Genomic DNA, 18,814 nt, shown 5'->3' on the forward strand with positions numbered 1-18,814 from the left:
CCGGGGGCGCGACGGCGGGGGCGAGGGTCAGGGCGACGGTACGGAGTAGCACCTCGGGGTCCGCGCCGACGTCTCGTGGAGACAGGCCGTGAGCCGGGTGGCGGGACCGGTGACGGCGGCCAGGGCCGTGTAGACGAACCCGTCGGCCTCGCTCGAAAGAGTCACGGTGACGCTCTGCCTCGGCCGGCCGGGAGCCGTGAAGGTCAGCACGTCCCCGAGACGGGTGCTCCAGACCCTGGCCCAGGCCGCACGGCACGTCGGGCTGTAGCGGATCTCCAGCCCGAAGCCCGACCGGGTCTGCCGGTGCAGCAGCGTCCGGGGTTCGACCCCGCACTTCTCCACCCCCGGATCGAGCCCGTCGCAGGCGGTCCCGGTGCAACCGACGTGGAAGGCCTCGGTCGACGGCGCGGCCGTGGCGGCGGACGCGCCGGAACCGGTCCACGGGTGCCCGGTGAACCCCAGCAGGACGGCGAGCAGCACGACGGTCGCGCCGACGGCCGCCGCCGTACGCCACCTCGGTGACCGCCCCGGCCCCGACACGGCCGCCCCCGGCACGGCCGATCCCGGCACGGTCGCCCCCGAGCCGGCCGGCTCGGGCACCGGCTCCGTGGCAGCCGGCCGCGCCTCCACTCCCGCAGGCTCCTGCGCGCCGGCGTCCGAGGCACCCGCGTCCGAGGCACCCGCGTCCTGGGCATCGGCGCCCTGGGCGTCGCCGCCCGGGGCGTCGGCGATCGCACCGCGCCGGCTCCACGCGGTCTCGGCCAGTTCCCACACGGCCCGCAGCCGCGGCTCCGGCTCGCCCGCCAGGACACACAGCGCGCGCACGGCCAGCCACGGCGGCAGCGCGCGGCCCGTCAGATACCGCTGCCACGACGACTTGCTGTACGCCGACTCGACGGCCAGCGCGGACAGGCTCAGTCCCGAACGCTCACGCAGCAGCCGCAGTTCCGCGGCGAGACGGACGCATTCGGGCGGAATCCGGGTCATCCCCTCATCCCCTCAGCGCCGCCCAGGTCTGCGGCCCCACTTGACCGTCGATGTTCAGGTGGAACGCCTTCTGCGCGCTGATCACCGCGGACTCGGTGAGCGGGCCGAAGTTGCCGTCGACGCCGCCCGGCGAGTCGCCCGCCCGCTGGAGCAGACACTGGAGCTCCGCCACCTCGGGTCCCCACATGTCCACCTGGAGATGACCGGTGCGGGTCACGCTGTTGCCCGCGTACCACAGCCCCGCCCGGCGGACGTAGTGGCAGGTGTACGGCGTCGCGCTCGGGACCTGGGTCGCCGCCGCCGCGCGGGCGGTCCCGGCGGCCGACGAGCCGTGGTCCGGTTGCATGGCCAGCACGGCGATCGCCGCCCCGGCCGCGGCCGACAGCCCGATCGTCAGCAGCCGCCGCAGGACCGCGGGGACCGGGGCCCGGGGCGCCGCTTGAACGTCCTCCGGAGCAGGGGCGGTCGCGGCCTCCGGCTCAACATCCCTTCCGGTCGCGGGGAGTTGGTCGGGACGCCACGCGTCCCTCGCTCTCTCGTAGCGCGCGAGCAGCCGGTCGGCGTCCGCCGCGACCAGTTCGGCCATCGACTCCACGGCCTCGCGCGGCGGCAGCAGCCGGCCGCCGAGATAACGCTCCCACGAGGAGGAGCTGTAGCCCGTGCCGGTGGCGAGGTCCCGCAGGCTCAGCCCGGACGCGTCCTTCAACCGCCGTATCTCCGCCACGAATTCCACGACCGCCTGGTCGAGTCCGGCCGGTATCGCTTTCCAACGTGCCACGTCTGCCCCTTGGTTCGAGCCACGTGAGACGCCCCCGCGCCCCGGAGCGATAGTAATGTCGTCGGTCAGCTCCGCCCGAAGGTCTGGTCCCGGTGCGTCCGCCAACGTTCCATCATGGCCGAGACCTCACCCTCGACGAACTCGAAGAACGCGAGCGTCTCGGCCATCCGGCGTCCCGCGGGGGTGTCCGCGCCAAGGCTGCTGACGCCCTCCCGCAACGCGGCCTCCCACCGCTTGATGAGCGCCTCACGGTTGGTGAGGGCCTCGTACCACTGGTCGCCGTGCACCACGTACCGCTCCCGGCGCGAGCCGGGTTCCCGCTCGCGCGAGACCATGTGCGTCTGGGCCAGGTAGCGCACCGCCCCGGAGACGGCCGCGGGACTGATCCGCAGCTGTTCGCCCAGGTCGACCGAGGTCATCGCGCCGGCGTCGGAGGACAGGAGCGCGGCGAAGACCCGGGCCGGCATCCGCTGCATCCCGGCCTCGACGAGCTGCGCGGCGAAACTCTCCACGAACTTCGAGACCGCCTCCTGGTCCCGCTCCGCCTGATCCGTCATGGCACCACCCTATCCGGGCTTCATACGCTTCCTTAACTTCACAAATTTCTGAAAGAAGCGTACGTTCTGAAGCATGACGAAGGCAAACCCCGCGATCGAGGTGTCCGGCCTCCACAAGTCGTTCGGCAGGACGCAGGCCCTCGCCGGTCTCGACCTGCGCGTGGAGACCGGCGAGGTGCACGGCTTCCTCGGCCCCAACGGCTCCGGCAAGTCCACGACGATCCGCGTCCTGCTCGGCCTGCTGCGCGCCGACTCGGGCACCGCCCGGCTCCTGGGCGGAGACCCGTGGACCGACGCCGTCGAACTGCACCGCCGGGTCGCCTACGTCCCCGGCGACGTGACGCTGTGGCGCAATCTGTCCGGCGGCGAGGTCATCGACCTCTACGGCAGGCTGCGCGGCGGCCTCGACACGTCCCGCCGTACCGACCTGATCGACCGCTTCGAACTCGACCCCAGCAAAAAGGGCCGCACCTACTCCAAGGGCAACCGCCAGAAGGTCGCGCTGGTCGCCGCGTTCGCCTCGGACGTCGACCTGCTGATCCTGGACGAGCCCACCTCGGGCCTGGACCCGCTCATGGAGGAGGTCTTCCAGCGCTGCGTGGAGGAGGAACGCGACCGGGGCCGTACGATCCTGCTCTCCTCCCACATCCTCAGCGAGGTCGAGGAGTTGTGCGACCGGGTGAGCATCATCCGCAAGGGCCGCACGGTGGAGAGCGGTTCGCTCGCCGACCTGCGCCACCTGACCCGCACCAGCGTGACGGCCGAACTCGGTGGCCCGCCCAACGGGTTGGCGTCCCTCCCCGGCGTGCACGACCTCGACATCCAGGGCCGGCGCGTCCGCCTCCAGGTGGAGACGGACCAACTCAACGCCGTACTGCGGTCGTTGAGCGACTCGGGCGTACGGTCGCTCACCTCGAAGCCGCCGACGCTGGAGGAACTGTTCCTGCGCCACTACCAGGACCAGGGGGCGGAATGACCACGGCCACGCTCGCCCCGCGCACCGGCTCCTCGCGCCGACTCACTGGCACCGGCGCCCTGTTGCGGTTCAACCTCCGCCGCGACCGGGTGGTGATCCCGGCCTGGGTCGCGGTGACGGCCCTGCTGGTGCTGTCCCTCCCCGGCTCCCTCAAGAGCGTCTACTCCACCCCCGCCGAACGCGCCGACCTCGCCCGCCAGATGCTCACCAACAGTTCGCTGCGCGCCACCTACGGCCCGGTGTTCAGCGACTCGCTCGGCGGCCTCACCGCCTGGCGCATCGGCGGCTACGCGGCGGTCCTCGCCGGGATCATGAGCCTGATCGTCGTCGTACGGCACACCCGTGACGAGGAGGAGAGCGGCCGGCAGGAACTGGTCTCCTCCGCGATGGTGGGCCGCCGCGCACCCCTGACGGCGGCCCTGCTGACGGCGTTCGTCGCGAACCTCGCGCTGGCGCTGCTGATCACGGCGGGAATGGCCGGACAGGGCGCGGCGGGCGCCCTGGCGCTCGGCCTCGGCATCGGCGCAGTGGGCATGGTGTTCGCGACGCTCGCGGCGATCGTCGCGCAGTTCACGGACAGCGGCCGGCTGGCGAAGGGCCTGACGGGTGGGCTGCTGGGAGCGGCGTTCGTGCTGCGCGCGGTGGGCGACTCGGCGAGCAGTGACGCCTCCTCCCCGCTGACGTGGCTCTCCCCGATCGGCTGGCTGGAGAACCTGCGCCCGTACGCGTCCGAACGCTGGTGGGTGCTGGCCCTGTTCGCGGCGGCGGCATGCGTACAGGGCTTGCTGGCCTACGAGTTGGCGGGCCGCCGGGACGTGGGCATGAGCTTCCTCCCCGCCCGTCCCGGTCCGGCCCGCGGGCGGCTCGGCACGGCGGGCGCGCTGGCCTGGCGGCTCCAGCGGGGTGCCGTACTGGGCTGGAGCCTCGGCTTCCTGGCCGCCGGGGTCGCCTTCGGCGGCATCACCAAGGGCGCGGCGGACCTGGTCGGCGACAACGCGAAGACCCGCGAGATCATCGAGCGGATGGGCGGCCACTCCGGCATCGAGGACGCGTTCCTGGCCACGATGGTCGGCATGTTCGGCATGCTGGCCGCGCTGTACACGGTCTCGTCGGTCCTACGGCTGCACGGCGAGGAGACCGGCGGGCACGCCGAACCGATCCTCGCGAACGCGGTGGGCCGCCTGCGCTGGGCGGCCGGCCACCTCACGATCGCCTTCGCGGGCGCGGCCTGGATCATGCTCCTGAGCGGCCTCGGCCTGACCCTCGGCTACGGCGCCGAACCGGGCCCGATCCTGACCGCCTGCCTGGTCCAGCTCCCGGCGGTCTGGACCCTGGGCGCCCTCGCCGTCCTCCTCCACGGCCTCTCCCCCCGCCTGTCCCCCGCGTCCTGGGCGGCGGCCGGCCTGGCCCTCCTCCTCGGCTGGATCGGCCCCGCGCTGAACCTCCCCCAGGCGGTCCTGGACCTCTCCCCCTTCGGCCACCTCCCGAAGCTGCCGGGCGGAGAGATGACCTGGGGACCACTGGCGGTCCTCATGGCGATCACCGCCGCCCTGGTCGCCACAGGACTGACGGGGCTGCGGCGACGGGATCTGACGACCTGAGCGTCCCGCTCCCCCTCCCCCGGCACGCGGGCCCTCAGACCGTGACGCTCAGGCCCTCCAGTCCCCGGATCACGAAGTTCGGTTTGCGTTCCGGTTCTGTCGTGAGGGCGAGTGTGGGGGCCCGTTCCAGCAACGCCCGCATCGAGGCGGCCAGTTCGATGCGGGCCAGGGGGGCGCCGATGCAGTAGTGGATGCCCGCGCTGAAGCTGATGTGCGGGTTGTCGGCGCGGGTGAGGTCGAGGCGGTCGGGGGCGGCGAAGACCTCCGGGTCGTGGTTGGCGGAGCCGAACAGCATCGCGATCTCCGCGCCGCGCGGGATCGTCGTGCCGTCGATCTCGACCTCGTCCAGCACCCACCGCTCGAAGAGCTGGAGCGGGGTGTCGTAGCGCATCAACTCCTCGACGGCGGACGGGACCAGGGAGTGGTCAGCGCGGAGGGCCGCGAGCTGGTCGGGGTGGTGGAACAGCGCCGACCAGCCGTTGACCGTGGCGTTCACCGTCGCCTCGTGTCCCGCGTTCAGCAGGAGGACGGCGGTGGAGATCATCTCCTGCTCGGTGAGCCGGTCCCCCTCGTCGTGGGCCGCGATGAGACCGGAGATGAGGTCGTCGCCCGGTTCCTTGCGCCGGGCGGCGATCAACTCGCGTAGATACGACGAGAATTCGACCGAGGCGCGGACCGCCTTCGCCGCCGTGTCCTCGGACGGGCCCAGCTCGTACATCCCGCAGATGTCCGCCGACCAGGGACGGAGCGGGGCGCGGTCGGACTCCGGGATGCCCAGCATCTCGGCGATCACCGCGACCGGCAGCGGCTCCGCCACATCGGTCAGCAGGTCGCCGCCGCCGCGCGCCACCAGCCCGTCCACCAACTCATCCGCCAACCGGCTCACGTACGGCTTGAGCTGCTCGACCGTCCGGGGCGTGAACGCCTTCGACACCAGTCGCCGGATGCGCGTGTGGTCCGGCGGCTCCAGGTCCAGCATCCCGAAGTCGTTGAGGGTGTGGAACGGCTCGTGCTCGGGCGGGGGCGCCGTACGCCCGAAGTCCTCGTGGGTGAACCGGTGCTGGTACGTCCGCCCCAGACGCCGGTCGCGCAGCAGCGCCGACACGTCCGCGTGATGCGGGACCAGCCACTGGTCCGTGGGCTCGAAGTACTGCACACGGCCCCGGGCACGCAGTTCGGCGTAGGCGGGGTACGGGTCGGCGAGGAACGCCGGGTCCCAGGGATCGAAGGCTGCCATGCACGGACGTTATGCCGACGATCCCCCTTCTGACCAGGGGTGTCCCGGCGGGGCGGCACCTGTCCCACCCCCTCCTACCCCGGTCGCACCAGTCTCGCCTCGTACGCGAACACCGCCGCCTGTGTGCGGTCCCGCAGGCCCAGTTTCACCAGGACGCGGCTGACGTGGGTCTTGATCGTGGACTCGGCGACCACCAGCCGCTCGGCGATCTCGCCGTTCGACAGGCCCTGGGCGATGAGGACCAGTACCTCCGTCTCCCGCTCGGTCAGGTCGCCGTAGGCCCCCTGAGCGGTGGCGGTCAGGCGGGGCGCCGACTCGGACAGCTTCGAGAACTCGGTGATCAGGCGGCGGGTGACGGAGGGGGCGAGCAGGGCCTCGCCAGCCGCCACCACCCGTACGCCGTCGGCGAGTTGGCGTGCCGAGGCGTCCTTGAGGAGGAAGCCGGAGGCGCCGGCGCGCAGCGCCTGGTAGACGTACTCGTCGAGGTCGAAGGTGGTGAGGACCAGGACCCTCGCCGCGTCGTCCGCGGCGACGATCTCCCGCGTCGCCTCGATGCCGTTCATCTCGGGCATCCGGATGTCCATCAGGACGACGTCCGGGGCCAGTTCGCGCACCCGCTCGACCGCGTCCCGTCCGTTCACCGCCTCGCCGACGACCTCGATGTCCGGCATCGCGCCCAGCAGGACCGAGAAGCCCTCGCGCACCATCATCTGGTCGTCCGCGATCAGCACCCGGATGGTCATACGTCCCCCTCGGCCGCGCTCGGCACCGGCAGGAACACCGTCACCTCGTAGCCGCCTTCGTCGGTCCGCGCCGCCGTCATCTCGCCGTTCAGCATCGAGACCCGCTCCCGCATGCCCGTGATGCCGTGCCCGGCGCCGGGCGAGGGCTTCACCAGACTCGGTTCGGGCGCCGGGCCGTTGACGATCCGCAGGCCCAACCCGCCCAGCACGTAGGCGATCTCGACCCGGGCGCTCGCGCCGGGCGCGTGCCGCAGGGTGTTGCTCAGCGCCTCCTGCACGATCCGGTACGCCGACAGCTCGACGCCCTGCGGGAGTTCACGCACCGCGCCCGTCACCGTCTTGTCGACGCGCAGGCCCGCGTCCCGCACATTGGCGAGCAGCGCGTCCATGTCGGCGAGGGTGGGCTGCGGGGCGTCCGGCGCCTCGTAGTCCTCGGCGCGCACCACGCCCAGGACGCGGCGCAGTTCGGTCAGGGCCGCCACCGCGTTCTCCCGGATGGTGACGAACGCGCGCTCCAGCTCCGGCGGCGGGTTCTCCACCCGGTAGGGCGCGGCCTCGGCCTGGATGGCGACCACCGACATGTGGTGGGCGACCACGTCGTGCAGCTCGCGGGCGATCGTCGTGCGCTCCTCCAGGAGGGTGCGGCGCGAGCGTTCGTGCGCGGTGACGGTCCGCTGGGCGGTGACCTCCTGGCGGGCCTCGCGGCGGATCTGCCAGACCGCGACACCGAGCAGGGCCAGCGCGGAGAGGAACAGCATCTGCGGTGTGTCCGAGGAGAAGGCGTGGCCGCCGACGAGGTTGCCCGCGACGAAGCCGTAGCCCGCTGTCAGCGCCCACATCCAGGCGGCCGTCCGCGGCCGGGTGCGTATCGCCACGATCGTCAGCACGAACAGCTGGCAGGCGAAGCTGCCCGCGGGCCACGGCCACGAGTCGTCCCACTCCGTCGCCAGGGCGGTCGCGATCGGCGTCGCGGCCATGGACAGCCAGAACGCGCCCACCGGCCGCACCAGGGTCATCAGCACCGGCGCCAGGGCGAGCAGGCCGAGGACCGTGTTGCTGCCCGCGCCGCGGATGCCGTCGTTGGAGGCGATGGCCATCGCGAGCAGCCCGGCCGCGACGACCAGGACGTGCGGGGTCCAGGCCGCGTACTCCCGCGCCCGCCCCGTAAGGCGCCGGAACAGCGGGCCTTCGGCGGTGGAACGGGGCAACGGGCGGTAGGCGAAGGCGTCGTGGTGGAACAGTTCCTGCCGCAGCCCGCGCAGGGCGTCCGCGGCGAGCCTGAACTCCGGGCTGCGCTGCTTCGCCCCGCCCGCCGGCGGCATCTGCTGGGTCGTCTCGGTCACGTTCGAAACGGTAGGCGGGGCCGTACGTCGCCGTCGTCACCTGTGAGAAGGGTCTTCGCCCGTCCGTCTCAGGTACTACGCGCCCCCGCGCCTACCAGGCCAGCTGGGCGATCTCCTCCGCCACCACCGCGCACGCGTCGGCCGCCGGGTCGATGAGGGGGAAGTGGCCGACGTCCTCCAGCAGCGTGAGGCCCACGACCTCGCCGGACTTCGCCGCCGCGTCCGCGTACGACTCGGCGACCGCCTGCGGGACCACGAGGTCGGCGCGGCCCTGGACCAGCGCGGTCGCGATGCCGGTGGGCAGCAGCAGCGTCGGATCGGCGTACGGCAGACGTTCCGCGAACGTGGCCTCCCCGCCCAGGAGTTGACCCGCCGCTCCGCCGCACACGCCGAGTTTTTCGGCGACCGTGAAGTCGGCGATCGGGGCGAGGGCGACCACACCGCGCAGCGCGGCGGGGGCGTCGGTGCGCCAGGCGGCGTCCTTGGGCAGGACGTGCCGGGCCGCCGCCCACAGCGCGAGATGGCCGCCCGCCGAGTGGCCGGTGAGCACCGTGCGGCGCGGATCGGCCTGCGGAAGGGCCGCCCGGACGAGCGCGGGCAGCGCGTCGAGCGCCGCCGCGACATCGTCGAAGGTCTCCGGCCAGCGGCCCGCGACCGGGCCCGTGCCGCCCTGCGCGGGCAGCGCCGGGCCCCGCCGGTACTCGACGTTGGCCACCGCGAACCCCCGGCGGGCCAGGAAGTCCGCGAACGGCGTGATGTGCCGCCGGTCGTACGGCGCCCGCCACGCGCCCCCGTGCAGCACGACGACCAGCGGCGCCGCCTCGCCCGGCACCCGCTCGCCGTGCGGGGCGTAGAAGTCGATCACCTGGTCGGGGTGGTCGCCGTACGCGGCGCTGCTGTCGGGGTCCACGGCGGGGTGCGAGAAGGCGGACTCCTCCTCCGCGGCGGCTGCGGCCCGTACGGCAGCGGCGTCGTCCGGCATGCTCCAACCTCTCAGCGACGATGGGGGCACCTCCCAGGCTTTCGGCCCTGGGGGAGGGTTTGGGCGGTACGGATGTACGGATGTGACGGACCTGAAGATGCTCGCGGCCGTTGGCCGGACGCTATCAGGCCCGTGACATGCGCGGAGCCGCCGGCCGTCACGCTCGGTGAGGATTGAACGGTTCTGCGGGGAAAGGGCTCGGTCTACGTCAGCAGCCCGCCCAGCACCCGGGCCGCCCGCTCCACGTCCGCGAACCCGACGTACAGCGGAGTGAAGCCGAAGCGCAGCACGTCCGGGTGCCGGAAGTCGCCGACCACACCCCGTTCGATCAGCCGCCTCATCACATCCCCGGCGTCCGGGCAGCGCAGCGCGACCTGGCTCCCGCGCTCCGCGTGGGCGAGGGGGGTCAGCGACTCCACCCGCCCGGCGGGCACGTACGCCGCCACGCACTCCAGGAAGAAGTCCGTCAGGGCGAGGGACTTGGCGCGCACGGCGCCGATCGAGACGCCGTCGCCGTCCCACACGTCGAGGGCCGCTTCGAGCGCGAGCATGGAGAGGATGTCCGGGGTGCCGACCCGGCCGCGCGGCGCGCCCGGCGCCGGTTCGTAGGCGGACCGCATGCCGAAGGGCTCGGCGTGCGAGTTCCAGCCGGGCAGCGGGGAGTCGAAGCGGCTCTGGAGGCCGGCGCGCACATACAGGTACGCCGGTGAACCCGGGCCGCCGTTCAGGTACTTGTAGGTGCAGCCGACCGCGAGGTCCACCCCGTGCTCGTCGAGTCCGACCGGCAGGGCGCCCGCGCTGTGGCACAGGTCCCAGACGGCCACGGCGCCCGCAGCGTGCGCGGCGGCGGTGAGCGCGGGCAGGTCGTGCAGCCGGCCGGTGCGGTAGTCGACATGGTTGAGGAGCACCACCGCCGTACGGTCGCCGAGCACGCCCGGCACCTCGGCCGGGGTCACCGGCCGCACCGTGCGACCGGTCATCCGGGCCGCCGACTCGGCGATGTACCCGTCGGTGGGGAAGGTCGTGGCGTCGACGACGATCTCGTCCCGCCCCGGGCCCGCCATCCGCACGGCCGCCACAACCGCCTTGAAGACATTGACACTTGTGGAGTCGCCGACCACGATCTGCCCCGCCGCGGCCCCGACCAGCGGGGCGATCCGGTCGCCGATCCGCTCGGGCGCGGTCCACCAGCCGCTCTCGTCCCAGGACCGGATCCGCAGCTCGCCCCACTGCCGCCGTACGACGTCCTCGACCCGGCCGGGGACCGCCACCGGCAGCGCGCCGAGCGAGTTGCCGTCCAGGTACACCACGTCGTCCAGGACGAACTGCGCGCGGACGCCCGCCAGTTCGTCGGCGGCGTCCAACTTCTCCGCCCTCAGCGCCAGTTCAGACATGCGACCGCGCCGTCCACAGCTCGGGGAACACGTTCTTCTGCGCGCGTTTCTCCAGCCAGGCCACTCCGGCGGAGCCGCCCGTGCCGGTCTTCGCGCCCATCGAGCGCCGGGTGGCGACGAGATGGTCGTTGCGCCAGCGCCACACCAGCTCGGCGACATCGGTCAACGCCTCGCCCAGCCGGGCCAGTTCATCACCGGCGTCACCGGAGTAGAGGGCGGTCCACACCTCCTCCACCTGCTCCGACGGCTCGTGGCGCAGCGACACGTCACGCGTCAGGACGGATTCCGGGACCGGGTGCCCGCGCCGGGCGAGGAGCCTCAACACCTCGTCGTAGAGGCTGGGTTCGTGCAGTGCCTTCTCCAACTCGGCGTGCACGCGCGGCGCGCCGCGGTGCGGGACGAGCATGGAGGCGGACTTCTCGCCGAGCAGGAACTCCATCCGGCGGTACATCGCGGACTGGAAGCCGCTGCCCTCGCCGAGGGCGGCCCGGTAGGAGTTGAACTGGGCCGGGGTGAGCTGGCCGAGGGGCCGCCAGGAGGCGTTGAGCGCCTCCAGCTCGCGTACGGAACGCTTCAGCGCGTCGATCGCGACCGGCACCCGGTCCTCGCGCAGGGCCCGCGCGGCGGTCTCCCACTCGTGCACGATCACGGTGAACCACAGCTCCATGACCTGGGTGGTGACCAGGAAGACCATCTCTCCGGGGTCGTCGGAGCGGGTGTGCTGGAGGTGGGTGAGGACGTCCGCCTGGACGTAGTCCTCGTAGGGGGTCGTCCCCTGGAAGTCGAGATGCGGGGCCTCGGGCTCCTGCGTTTCCTGAGCCTGCTGGGACATCGCTGTCTCCTGATGCGTACTCCGGGTAGCGGTCCGCCCCTGCCGAATTCCGACACGGGGGCCCCGGTCCCCACCGGGCATCCTGCACAATCCTCCCGCGGAACCGCAAGGTCCGCCCGGTCACACCGGACGGACCCGCGGCACCGCACCCGCCGTACTAGCCCAGCGTCTGGGCCGCCGTCGGCGAGGAGTCCTTCAGGAACTGGCTACAGCGCGCGTACTCCTCCTGCTCCCCGATCGACTGCGCGGCCCGCGCCAGGGCGTGCAGGGCGCGCAGGAACCCGCGGTTCGGCTCGTGCTCCCAGGGCACCGGACCGTGCCCCTTCCAGCCGTTGCGCCGCAGCGAGTCCAGCCCGCGGTGGTAGCCCGTACGGGCATAGGCGTACGACTCCACGACGCTGCCCCGCTCGAACGCGTCGTCGGCCAGCAGCGCCCAGGCGAGCGAGGAGGTCGGATACTTCGCGGCGACCTCGGCGGGCGCCGCCCCGCCCGCGAGGAGGTCGCGCGGGCCGGGGTCTTCGGGGAGGTGGGTCGGGGGCGGTCCCCCGAGGAGGTTCTCGTGAATCGTCATGGGTTCCAGTCTCCCCCAGCCGCGGCCGTGGCCCGGCACCCGGCGGCCCCTACCCCGCGTCGAGCCGCCCCTTCCCGAGCCGCGGCTCCAGCGGCGGGGACGTGATCGAGCCATGGGTCAGGCACTCGGGGCGGCGGCAGTCCGGGGCCGGGCGCCGTACCGTCGCGAACGCCAGCACCGACCCCACCACCAGCGTCCCCGCGCACCAGCCCATCGCCCGGTCGAAGGCGTGGTCGAAGGCGGTCGCCGAGCGGTACGCCTCCGAGCCCATCCCGGCGAGCAGCGGCAGCGCGGCGATGGCGACGAGACCGGCCGCGCGGGCCGCCGCGTTGTTGATGCCGCTGGCCAGGCCCGCCCGCGCGGTGTCGACGGAGGCGAGGACGGTGGCCGTGAGCGGGGCCACCAGGACGACCATGCCGGAGCCCATGACGAGGAGGGCCGGTACGACGTCGGTGAGGTAGGAGGCGTCGGGGCCCACCCGCAGCATCAGCAGCATCGCCGCCGCGCACAGCAGGGGGCCGACGGTGAGCGGGATGCGCGGACCGATGCGCTGGGCGAGTTCGCCGGAGCGGGCCGAGAAGAGCAGCATCAGGGCGGTCGTCGGGAGCAGGGCGGTGCCCGCCCCGAGCGCCGAGTAGCCCGCCACGACCTGGAGTTGGAGCGCGGTGAGGAAGAAGAAACCGCCGAAGGCCGCGTAGACGCAGAGCGTCACCAGGTTGACCGCCGTGAACTGGCGGGACGCGAAGATGCCCGGCGGCATCATCGGGTCGGGGCTGCGCCGCTCGACGAGGACGAAGGCGATGCCCGCGGCCACCCCGGCGACGGCGGTCACGGCCACGACGACGAGTGAGCCGTCGCCCGCCTCGATCAGCGCGTACGTCACGAGGGCGAGCGCCGCGGCGCCCAGTGCCGCGCCGAGCACGTCGAAGCGGCCGTGCGCGCGGCCGTCCGCCGACTCGGGGACGTGGCGTACGGCGATGGGGGCGCAGAGCAGCGCCATCGGTACGTTGATGAGGAACACCCAGCGCCAGCCGGGGCCGTCCACCAGCCAGCCGCCCAGGAACGGGCCGATCGCCGCGCCGATACCGCCGAAGCCGGACCACAGGCCGACCGCGCGGGCCCGGTCGTCGGGGTGGAAGGAGGCCTGGATGAGGGCGAGGGAGCCGGGGGTCAGGAGCGCGCCGCCGATGCCCTGGAGGGCGCGGGCGGCGATCAGGACACCGGCGTTCGGGGCCAGGCCGCACAGCAGTGAGGCCGCCGCGAACCACACCACGCCCAGGACGAAGATCTTGCGGCGGCCGTAGCGGTCGCCGAGGGAGCCCCCGAGGAGGATCAGTCCGGCCAGGGTGAGCATGTACGCGTTGACCGTCCACTGGAGGGCGGCCAGGTCGGCGTCCAGGTCGCGGCCGATGCGCGGCAGGGCGACGTTGACGACGGTCGAGTCCACCATGGCCATGCTGGAGCCGAGGACGGTGGTGAGCAGGATCCACTTGCCCTGGGGCGAGGCGAGGCATACGTCGGAGGACATGCCCCAGGTATACAACGAGCCCGGTGCCGTGGCACCGGGCTCGCCGAACAGCCGGACGGGCGGCGGGACTTACTTGATCTTCGTGCCCGTCGAGCGCAGGTTGGCGCAGGCCTCGGTGACGCGCGCGGCCATCGACGCCTCGGCCAGCTTGCCCCAGGTCCGCGGGTCGTAGGTCTTCTTGGAACCGACCTCGCCGTCGACCTTGAGGACACCGTCGTAGTTGCGGAACATGTGGTCCGCGACGGGGCGCGTGAACGCGTACTGGGTGTCGGTGTCGAGGTTCATCTTCACCACGCCGTTCTCCAGCGCGGTGGCGATCTCCTGCTCGGTGGAGCCGGAGCCGCCGTGGAAGACGAAGTCGAAGGGCTGCGCACCGGCGGGCTTGCCGTACTTGGCGGCGATGCCGTCGTTCAGCTCCTTCAGCAGCTCGGGGCGCAGGACGACGTTGCCCGGCTTGTAGACGCCGTGCACGTTGCCGAAGGACGCGGCCAGCAGGTAGCGGCCCTTCTCGCCGAGGCCGAGCGCCTCGACCGTACGGATCGCGTCGTCGACCGTGGTGTAGAGGGAGTCGTTGATCTCGTGCGAGACGCCGTCCTCCTCGCCGCCGGTCGGGGTGATCTCCACCTCAAGGATGATCTTCGCGGCGGCGGCGCGGGCCAGCAGTTCCTGCGCGATGGCGAGGTTGTCGGCGAGGGTCTCGGCCGAACCGTCCCACATGTGCGACTGGAACAGCGGGTTGCCGCCGGCCTTCACACGCTCCTCGGAGACCGCGAGCAGCGGGCGGACGTAGCCGTCGAGCTTGTCCTTGGGGCAGTGGTCGGTGTGCAGCGCGACCGTGACCGGGTACTTCTCGGCGACGATGTGCGCGAACTCGGCGAGCGCCACGGAACCCGTGACCATCTCCTTGGCGTACTGGCCGCCCAGGAACTCGGCGCCACCCGTGGAGATCTGGACGATGCCGTCGCTCTCGGCCTCCGCGAAGCCGCGCAGCGCAGCGTGCAGGGTCTGGGTCGAGGTCACATTGATGGCCGGGTAGGCGAACTTGCCTGCCTTCGCCCGGTCGAGCATCTCGTTGTAGACCTCGGGGGTTGCGATGGGCATGTGTCCGCTCCTTGTATCTGCGGGTTGGCGTACGGCGTGCTTACGGCCCTGACCTAGACCTTGTGGGGGTGCGACCTCATCGTCGGCCCCATCTTTCCAGACTCGGCCGGATGCTTCGCCAGAGGCGTCCAGCCTGTGGATAACTCAGTCGAGACCCAGCTCGTCCTTGGAGTACGCGAAGAGATACGGGACGCCCGCGCCCTGCTCGATCTTCTCGGCCGCGCCGGTCGCCCGGTCCACGATCGTGGCGACCGCGACCACCTCCGCACCGGCCGCGCGCACCGCCTCGACGGCGGTGAGCGGGGAACCGCCGGTGGTGGAGGTGTCCTCGACCACCAGGACCCGGCGGCCCGCGATCTCCGGACCCTCCACCTGGCGCTGCATGCCGTGCGCCTTCGCGGCCTTGCGCACGACGAAGGCGTCCAGCCGCCGCCCGCGCGCGGCGGCTGCGTGCAGCATCGCGGTCGCGACCGGGTCGGCGCCCATGGTCAGCCCGCCGACCGCGTCGAAGTCGAGGTCGGCGGTGAGGTCGAGCAGCACCTGACCGACGAGCGGGGCGGCCTGCCCGTCGAGGGTGACGCGCCGGAGGTCGATGTAGTAGTCGGCCTCCAGCCCCGACGACAGGGTCACCTTGCCGTGCACCACGGCCTTGTCCTTGATCTCGTGCAGCAGCGTGCCGCGTACGTCCGTCATGCCTGTCAGCTTAGAGGCGTCACAGACGCGTCCAGGTCCAGGTCATCGTGGCTTCCAGCGGCTCGATGGGGGTGACCAGGCGGGGGAGGGTGTTCAGTCCGTTCGGCGGGCCGGTCTGCGGTTCCACGCAGACGGCGGCCTCCTGCTCGTCGTAGACGACGACCCACTGCTCGGGGCTGGTCACCTTCAACTCCAGCTGTCCCGGCCAGGTCAGGGTGACGTCGACGCCGTCCGGCATGCCGAAGCAGTCGTCCCAAGGGCCCGGCTTTCTCTCGACGCGGTTGCCGGTGGGCAGGTGGTCGTCGCCGCGCTCCTCCTGCCAGGCGGGGCTGAAGTCGACGGTCACGTCCTGGCCGCCGAGGTTGCGGCGGAACCACGGGTGCCAGCCGATCTGCGCCGGGAACGAGTCGCCGTGCGCCTCGACCGCCATGGTCAGCGTCAGGGCGTCGGCGGTCAGCGCGACGGCCTGGGTGACGCGGCCCGGGAAGGGCCACGGCTCGACCAGGTCGTACGTGATGACCGTCTCGTCGGCCGTCTTGCGGGCGGTGCGCCAGGCGCCGTCGCGGACCGTGCCGTGGATGGCGTGCGGCGGGGAGTTGAGGGGCATCTGGTGGAGGGTCCCGCCGTCCAGGAAGCGGCCGTCGCGGATCCGCCCGCACCAGGGGACCATCGGGAAGCACCCGAACCGCTCGCCCTGGCGCAGGAGTTCGGTGCCGCCGACGCGAAGTCCTCCGACACGGCCGCCGTTGCCCGGCTGCACCGTCACTTCCGCGTCGCCCGCGGTCAGCGTGATCTCTTCGTTACTCACGGCACGACCCTACTGGGCGGATCGGGAGGGCGGACGGCGACCCGTCAACGGCGTTTGCGCAGCACCCTGTTGACCACGATCGCCGACGCCAGGACCAGCGCGGCGGCCGGCGCCGCCCAGCGGAGGGTGGCGTTCGCGGAGACGGTCTGCGGCGCGGGGACGGGGGCGTAGCGCCCGCGCGGCGGCGCGTGGTCGACCTCCTCCGCGCTGCGGCCGATCATCGTGCGGCGGGCGTGCGCGGCCTCGGCGGGGGGCTGCGGGTGCCCGGCGAAGGTCTCGGAGACGTGGAGTTCCTCGATGGCGTCCGCGATGTCGATCTCCGGGTCGTCCAGATCCACGTCGTCGGCCGCCAGGTCGTCGACGTCGACCGCGTCGACCACGTCGGTGATGTCTTCGGTGTCGTCCTCGGTGGCGTCATCGGTGGCGTCATCGGTGGCGTCATCGGTGGCGTCCTCGATGGCGTCCTCGATGGCGTCCTCCGTGTCGCCCCCGTCGTCCGTCGTGCCGTCGGCCCGCTCCGGCTCCGCGCCCAGGTTCGCGGCGAACCGGTCCAGCAGCCTGGCCGTGGCCGCGCTCACCGCGTCCGGGGGCAGTTCGGTGACCCGGCCGGCCGCCGTCGCCGTACCGTCGAAGGTGATCGTGGAGCCGCCGTCGGACGCGCGGACGCGCAGGGTGAGGGCGAGTTTCACCGAGCCGGTGCCGCGGGCCTCGGTCGCCTCGCCCTCGACGGCGTGGGAACCGTCGTCCCGGGCCAGCACGCGGAGCGACCCGCGGTAGGTGATGGAGTGGCCGCCGACGCGCACCTTCAGGCGGCCGGCGACGGGTTCGGTGCCGGCGTCCTGCTGGAGGCCGGGGACGGCGCGGGCGACCCGGGCGGGGTCGCCGAGCGCGGACCGCAGCCGCTCGGGGGGAACCGGAACGTACACCTCATGCTCCATGTCTGCGGAGCCTACCCAGGTCGGGCGGGGCTGCACCCGGCGTTGCGCGGAAGTGGCGCCGTGTTGCCGCCGGGACCCGCTCAGTACCGGGGGTGGACCAGGGTGGAAGCCGCCAGCCCCGGCACCCGGGTCCGTTCCGCCGCCCGCTCCTCGCGCTCCAGTCCCGGCGGCACGGGCGGCGCCTGCCGTGCCGCCAGCACGAACCCCCAGTCGCGCGGGGAACGGGACGTGCCCACCGCGCGGTCGGGGCCGGTCGCGAAACCCGGGGCCCGGCCGCCGACCCGGTAGGGGACGGGGTGCAGACCGGCCGCGCGGACCGTGGAGACCACCGTCCAGAACACCCGGCGCCGGGAGGCCACCGACCCGGCGTGCACGACCAGGCGGCCCCGCTCGGTGAGGGCGCGGCGGGCGAGGCCGTAGAACTCCTGGGAGTACAGCTTGGTGCTGGCGGTGATGCCGGGGTCGGGGAGGTCGGCGATCACCACGTCGTACGTCCCCGGGCGGACCCGGCGCAGCAGGTCGAAGGCGTCGCCGATGGTGACGTGGACGCGCGGATCGCCGTAGACGTGGTCGTTGAGCGCGGCCAGGGCCGCGTCGTGGCGGGCCAGCCGGACGACCGCCGCGTCGCGTTCGACGATGTCGACGCGGCGCACGCCCCGGTGGCGCAGGACGTCGCGGGCCGCGAGGCCGTCGCCGCCGCCGAGGACGAGCACGCGCGCGTGCGGGCCGTCCATCGCGGGGCCGACGAGGGCCTGGTGGTAGCGGCGCTCGTCGCGTCCGCTGACCCGCAGGCGGCCGTCGAGGAAGAGGTCGAGGGGGCGGCCGTGGTCGCCGCCGGTGAGGACGACCTCCTGGACGTCGCTCTGGAGGGCGACGCGGACGTCCTTGCCGTAGACGGCGTGGCGCGCGGCCCGTTCGAAGTCGTCGACGAGGACGGCGGCGGAGGCGAGCAGGCCGAGGACCGTGAGGTTGGTGATCAGCAGGAGCCAGCGGCCCCGGCGGGTGAGGTCGCGGCGGAACAGGCCGAGGACCAGACAGCCGCCGGCCACGACGTTGACCGTGCCGGTGAGCAGGGTGCCGGTGAGCTGGCCGAGGAAGGGCAGCAGCAGGAAGGGGAAGGCGAGGCCGCCGACCAGGGCGCCGACGTAGTCCGCCGCGAAGAGGTCGGCGACGGCGCCGCCCGCGTCCTGGCGGCGGATGCGCTGGATCAGCTCCATGAGGAGCGGGACCTCCGCGCCGATGAGCAGACCGATGGCGAGGGAGAAGGCGACCAGCAGGCAGCGCGGGCCCTGTGCCCACAGGCCGCCCCAGTTCCCGGTCCAGGCGAAGACCGCGTACAACGCCATGGCGCTGCATCCGCCGACCAGCGCGAGGGCCGCCTCGACCGCGCCGAAACCGGCCGCCGCGTGCCAGCGCAGCCGTTTCGCCGCGAGCGAGCCGATGCCCATCGCGAAGACCATGACGGACAGCACGACGGAGGCCTGGGTGACCGAGTCGCCGATCAGGTACGAGGCGAGGGCGACGAGTTCGAGTTCGTACACGAGTCCGCAGGCGGCGCAGACGAAGACGCCCGCGAGCACCAGGAACCGGCCCGTGGCCGGCCGGACGGGCAGCCGCGCCGGGCCTGCCCACGGCGGCTGGGTACCCGGCCGGGCCGGCGCGTGCGGTTCGATCACGCTGCGACGTTACGTCACGCGGCAGGCACGCTTCGTCACCCACACGTGTGGAATGTGTTTACGGCGACC

18 protein-coding genes are annotated in these 18,814 nt (G+C 72.9%); 2 read left to right on the top strand and 16 right to left on the bottom strand.

What is annotated here, in order from left to right; translation table 11 throughout:
• Nucleotides 1-27: 27 nt before the first annotated feature.
• From ACIQPR_RS10545 to ACIQPR_RS10555, 3 genes are all read right to left on the bottom strand, one after another.
• Nucleotides 28-987 carry a DUF2690 domain-containing protein gene (locus ACIQPR_RS10545; RefSeq protein ID WP_403645035.1) on the bottom strand — a complete coding sequence of 320 codons (960 nt, stop codon included), beginning with the start codon at nucleotides 985-987 and terminating at the stop codon, nucleotides 28-30.
• A gap of 4 nt (nucleotides 988-991) precedes the next feature.
• On the bottom strand, nucleotides 992-1,765 hold the full coding sequence (locus ACIQPR_RS10550) for a peptidoglycan-binding protein (protein WP_403645037.1): 774 nt from the start codon (nucleotides 1,763-1,765) through the stop codon (nucleotides 992-994).
• 65 nt (nucleotides 1,766-1,830) lie between these two features.
• On the bottom strand, nucleotides 1,831-2,322 hold the full coding sequence (locus ACIQPR_RS10555) for a GbsR/MarR family transcriptional regulator (RefSeq protein ID WP_403645040.1): 492 nt from the start codon (nucleotides 2,320-2,322) through the stop codon (nucleotides 1,831-1,833).
• Nucleotides 2,323-2,395: 73 nt separating this feature from the next.
• On the opposite strand from ACIQPR_RS10555, the gene ACIQPR_RS10560 reads away from it, so the two are divergent.
• Both ACIQPR_RS10560 and ACIQPR_RS10565 read left to right on the top strand, forming a co-directional pair.
• Complete coding sequence (locus ACIQPR_RS10560) at nucleotides 2,396-3,298, top strand: ATP-binding cassette domain-containing protein (RefSeq protein ID WP_403645043.1); 903 nt, start codon at nucleotides 2,396-2,398, stop codon at nucleotides 3,296-3,298.
• The gene (locus ACIQPR_RS10565) at nucleotides 3,295-4,899 is read left to right on the top strand and encodes an ABC transporter permease (protein ID WP_403645046.1); all 1,605 of its coding nucleotides are present in this window, start codon (nucleotides 3,295-3,297) and stop codon (nucleotides 4,897-4,899) included. Before ACIQPR_RS10560 ends, ACIQPR_RS10565 begins: the two co-directional genes overlap by 4 nt.
• A 34-nt stretch (nucleotides 4,900-4,933) precedes the next feature.
• Here ACIQPR_RS10565 and ACIQPR_RS10570 read toward each other — a convergent pair whose 3' ends face one another.
• From ACIQPR_RS10570 to ACIQPR_RS10630, 13 genes are all read right to left on the bottom strand, one after another.
• Nucleotides 4,934-6,136 carry a cytochrome P450 gene (locus ACIQPR_RS10570; RefSeq protein ID WP_403645049.1) on the bottom strand — a complete coding sequence of 401 codons (1,203 nt, stop codon included), beginning with the start codon at nucleotides 6,134-6,136 and terminating at the stop codon, nucleotides 4,934-4,936.
• Between the two features lie 74 nt (nucleotides 6,137-6,210).
• Nucleotides 6,211-6,879 carry a response regulator gene (locus ACIQPR_RS10575; RefSeq protein WP_403645052.1) on the bottom strand — a complete coding sequence of 223 codons (669 nt, stop codon included), beginning with the start codon at nucleotides 6,877-6,879 and terminating at the stop codon, nucleotides 6,211-6,213.
• Entirely contained in the window at nucleotides 6,876-8,222 is a 1,347-nt protein-coding gene (locus ACIQPR_RS10580; RefSeq protein ID WP_403645055.1) for a sensor histidine kinase, read from the bottom strand. Before ACIQPR_RS10580 ends, ACIQPR_RS10575 begins: the two co-directional genes overlap by 4 nt.
• Nucleotides 8,223-8,313: 91 nt before the next feature.
• A complete protein-coding gene (locus ACIQPR_RS10585) occupies nucleotides 8,314-9,204 on the bottom strand; it encodes an alpha/beta hydrolase (protein ID WP_403645058.1) in 891 nt (296 codons plus the stop codon).
• 203 nt (nucleotides 9,205-9,407) lie between these two features.
• Complete coding sequence (gene kynU, locus ACIQPR_RS10590) at nucleotides 9,408-10,598, bottom strand: kynureninase (protein ID WP_403645061.1); 1,191 nt, start codon at nucleotides 10,596-10,598, stop codon at nucleotides 9,408-9,410.
• Nucleotides 10,591-11,430 carry a tryptophan 2,3-dioxygenase family protein gene (locus ACIQPR_RS10595; protein ID WP_403645063.1) on the bottom strand — a complete coding sequence of 280 codons (840 nt, stop codon included), beginning with the start codon at nucleotides 11,428-11,430 and terminating at the stop codon, nucleotides 10,591-10,593. The genes kynU and ACIQPR_RS10595 overlap by 8 nt, the downstream gene beginning before the upstream one ends.
• A 157-nt stretch (nucleotides 11,431-11,587) precedes the next feature.
• Entirely contained in the window at nucleotides 11,588-12,001 is a 414-nt protein-coding gene (locus ACIQPR_RS10600; RefSeq protein WP_403645066.1) for a DUF3151 domain-containing protein, read from the bottom strand.
• A gap of 49 nt (nucleotides 12,002-12,050) precedes the next feature.
• A complete protein-coding gene (locus ACIQPR_RS10605; protein WP_403645069.1) occupies nucleotides 12,051-13,529 on the bottom strand; it encodes an MFS transporter in 1,479 nt (492 codons plus the stop codon).
• A gap of 69 nt (nucleotides 13,530-13,598) precedes the next feature.
• Nucleotides 13,599-14,630, bottom strand: coding sequence for a class II fructose-bisphosphate aldolase (gene fbaA / locus ACIQPR_RS10610; RefSeq protein WP_403645072.1), 1,032 nt, complete (start codon nucleotides 14,628-14,630; stop codon nucleotides 13,599-13,601).
• 144 nt (nucleotides 14,631-14,774) lie between these two features.
• A complete protein-coding gene (gene pyrE, locus ACIQPR_RS10615) occupies nucleotides 14,775-15,323 on the bottom strand; it encodes an orotate phosphoribosyltransferase (protein ID WP_403645075.1) in 549 nt (182 codons plus the stop codon).
• Nucleotides 15,324-15,342: 19 nt separating this feature from the next.
• Nucleotides 15,343-16,131, bottom strand: coding sequence for an aldose 1-epimerase (locus ACIQPR_RS10620; protein WP_403645078.1), 789 nt, complete (start codon nucleotides 16,129-16,131; stop codon nucleotides 15,343-15,345).
• Nucleotides 16,132-16,175: 44 nt separating this feature from the next.
• Nucleotides 16,176-17,069 carry an SRPBCC family protein gene (locus tag ACIQPR_RS10625; RefSeq protein WP_403645081.1) on the bottom strand — a complete coding sequence of 298 codons (894 nt, stop codon included), beginning with the start codon at nucleotides 17,067-17,069 and terminating at the stop codon, nucleotides 16,176-16,178.
• Between the two features lie 80 nt (nucleotides 17,070-17,149).
• Nucleotides 17,150-18,745: a polyamine aminopropyltransferase gene (locus ACIQPR_RS10630; protein ID WP_403645084.1), complete on the bottom strand. Its 1,596-nt coding sequence runs from the start codon at nucleotides 18,743-18,745 to the stop codon at nucleotides 17,150-17,152.
• Nucleotides 18,746-18,814: the final 69 nt, after the last annotated feature.

It is taken from the genome of Streptomyces sp. NPDC091280 (assembly GCF_044768565.1).
Lineage (GTDB): Bacteria > Actinomycetota > Actinomycetes > Streptomycetales > Streptomycetaceae > Streptomyces.

Excerpts from the sequence above, each read along its gene's own strand:
- ACIQPR_RS10545 (WP_403645035.1), bottom strand. The coding sequence starts at position 987 with ATGACCCGGATTCCGCCCGAATGCGTCCGTCTCGCCGCGGAACTGCGG.
- ACIQPR_RS10555 (WP_403645040.1), bottom strand. The coding sequence starts at position 2,322 with ATGACGGATCAGGCGGAGCGGGACCAGGAGGCGGTCTCGAAGTTCGTG.
- ACIQPR_RS10560 (WP_403645043.1), top strand. The coding sequence starts at position 2,396 with ATGACGAAGGCAAACCCCGCGATCGAGGTGTCCGGCCTCCACAAGTCG.
- ACIQPR_RS10565 (WP_403645046.1), top strand. The coding sequence starts at position 3,295 with ATGACCACGGCCACGCTCGCCCCGCGCACCGGCTCCTCGCGCCGACTC.
- ACIQPR_RS10570 (WP_403645049.1), bottom strand. The coding sequence starts at position 6,136 with ATGGCAGCCTTCGATCCCTGGGACCCGGCGTTCCTCGCCGACCCGTAC.
- ACIQPR_RS10575 (WP_403645052.1), bottom strand. The coding sequence starts at position 6,879 with ATGACCATCCGGGTGCTGATCGCGGACGACCAGATGATGGTGCGCGAG.
- ACIQPR_RS10585 (WP_403645058.1), bottom strand. The coding sequence starts at position 9,204 with ATGCCGGACGACGCCGCTGCCGTACGGGCCGCAGCCGCCGCGGAGGAG.
- kynU (WP_403645061.1), bottom strand. The coding sequence starts at position 10,598 with ATGTCTGAACTGGCGCTGAGGGCGGAGAAGTTGGACGCCGCCGACGAA.
- ACIQPR_RS10595 (WP_403645063.1), bottom strand. The coding sequence starts at position 11,430 with ATGTCCCAGCAGGCTCAGGAAACGCAGGAGCCCGAGGCCCCGCATCTC.
- ACIQPR_RS10600 (WP_403645066.1), bottom strand. The coding sequence starts at position 12,001 with ATGACGATTCACGAGAACCTCCTCGGGGGACCGCCCCCGACCCACCTC.
- ACIQPR_RS10605 (WP_403645069.1), bottom strand. The coding sequence starts at position 13,529 with ATGTCCTCCGACGTATGCCTCGCCTCGCCCCAGGGCAAGTGGATCCTG.
- fbaA (WP_403645072.1), bottom strand. The coding sequence starts at position 14,630 with ATGCCCATCGCAACCCCCGAGGTCTACAACGAGATGCTCGACCGGGCG.
- pyrE (WP_403645075.1), bottom strand. The coding sequence starts at position 15,323 with ATGACGGACGTACGCGGCACGCTGCTGCACGAGATCAAGGACAAGGCC.
- ACIQPR_RS10625 (WP_403645081.1), bottom strand. The coding sequence starts at position 17,069 with ATGGAGCATGAGGTGTACGTTCCGGTTCCCCCCGAGCGGCTGCGGTCC.